The sequence below is a fragment of the Colwellia sp. MB3u-41 genome (assembly GCF_014076845.1).
Lineage (GTDB): Bacteria > Pseudomonadota > Gammaproteobacteria > Enterobacterales > Alteromonadaceae > Colwellia_A.
This window is the reverse complement of record NZ_JACGUT010000013.1, coordinates 1-1,258: the sequence shown is the minus strand read 5'-3', so window position 1 is coordinate 1,258 and position 1,258 is coordinate 1. Positions and strand designations below refer to the sequence as shown.

At 35.8% G+C, this 1,258-nt stretch carries 2 protein-coding genes; both read left to right on the top strand.

Annotated features, from left to right (window positions below):
* The first annotated feature begins 140 nt into the window (after positions 1-140).
* Positions 141-443, top strand: coding sequence for a hypothetical protein (locus H4J73_RS01140; RefSeq protein WP_182223090.1), 303 nt, complete (start codon positions 141-143; stop codon positions 441-443).
* Between the two features lie 136 nt (positions 444-579).
* Positions 580-960, top strand: coding sequence for a hypothetical protein (locus H4J73_RS01135; RefSeq protein ID WP_182176745.1), 381 nt, complete (start codon positions 580-582; stop codon positions 958-960).
* Positions 961-1,258 lie beyond the last annotated feature (298 nt).

Here is a 1,258-nt window from a genome sequence, read left to right as displayed (position 1 = left end):
ATGGTATTGTTAAATATCGTAAAAAAGGCAACTAACAAGCAACTCAAGACGGACACAAACAGTTGGCTGTGCTCGTACCTCGCAAATTATAGCCAACTATTTTTAGCCGCTTAGTAGGGCGTTATACGCAAGGATGATCAATGTCATTTAAATCTACGTTTGTTTTTATTTTAATTTTGGTAACTTCAGGTTGTTCCTCTCGTGGTGCCAAAGAGGCTGGTTGCAATTTTACTTCCGGCTCTACTTATAGTGAGCACGATAAAGAAAGCTCTTGGAGCTCTAATTTTATTAGCGATATTTTTGTTGGTTTGTTTAACGTAGTAGTACAAGGTGCCCACAGAAATATTTCTCCCGAGACTTATAATTCATGTGCTAAGCAGGATGTAGCTACTTGCATAGATCCAGATGGTAATATAAAAAAAGAGTGTACGTTAACAAAATAGATAACGTTAGGTGGTATTTGCGTATAACAAGCCATTCAAGCAGGACAAATAACAGTTGGCTATTTGCTCCTTCGTCGCTTATTTTAGCCAACTATTATTTGCCTCTTAATGGGGCGTTATGTATCTAGGAGTTGTCTTGAGTTCTCGGTTTAATAAAAAGTCTCTGATTCGCTGGAAGGTCTATATAGATCGGTCAAAAATGTATATGGGCTATATACAGTTTTTGCTTATAATTTTTGTTACTATCGAATCTCTAGGCGATAACCCAGTAAAGGAGTTTGTATTTAATAGTCCATTGGTTGCAATCCCTGTTATTCTGGTAATTTTTGTGTTGGCTTCTTTGTTGATTGGTTACTTAGATTCTAGACTCGGGTTTCGTGAAGAAGAAATTAGAAATCACTCTAAATCTAATCCAGTATTAATGGATATTCAAAAATCTCTTAATGAGCTAAATGATAAAATAGCACAAATGGAACAAGGTAAAATAAACAAAAATTCCGACGAAACAGATACATAACAAGCTATTCAAACGGACGCTAAACAGTTGGCTAGCTTCGTTCCTCGCAATTTTAGCCAACAATTTCGCGCCGCTTAATAGGGCGTTATGCGGCATTGCGAATTCGATTAAATGTAATTGTGGTAGTTGCCTTTTCTTTATCTTGGTTATTTACGTGTAATTAAATCTATTTAAGTTTTTGGTTAAATAGTTTTTCGCCAAAGTAGGTAAGTGGTAAATTCACTTTTGATTTGTGGCTCAAAATTCACGGTTTAGTGTGTCGCAATGCTGTGAGTTTTTTTAATGTGCATTTTATGTC

What these genes read in the sequence shown, in the direction of transcription:
- H4J73_RS01140 (WP_182223090.1), top strand. Translation starts at nt 141, where the DNA reads ATGTCATTTAAATCTACGTTTGTTTTTATTTTAATTTTGGTAACTTCA.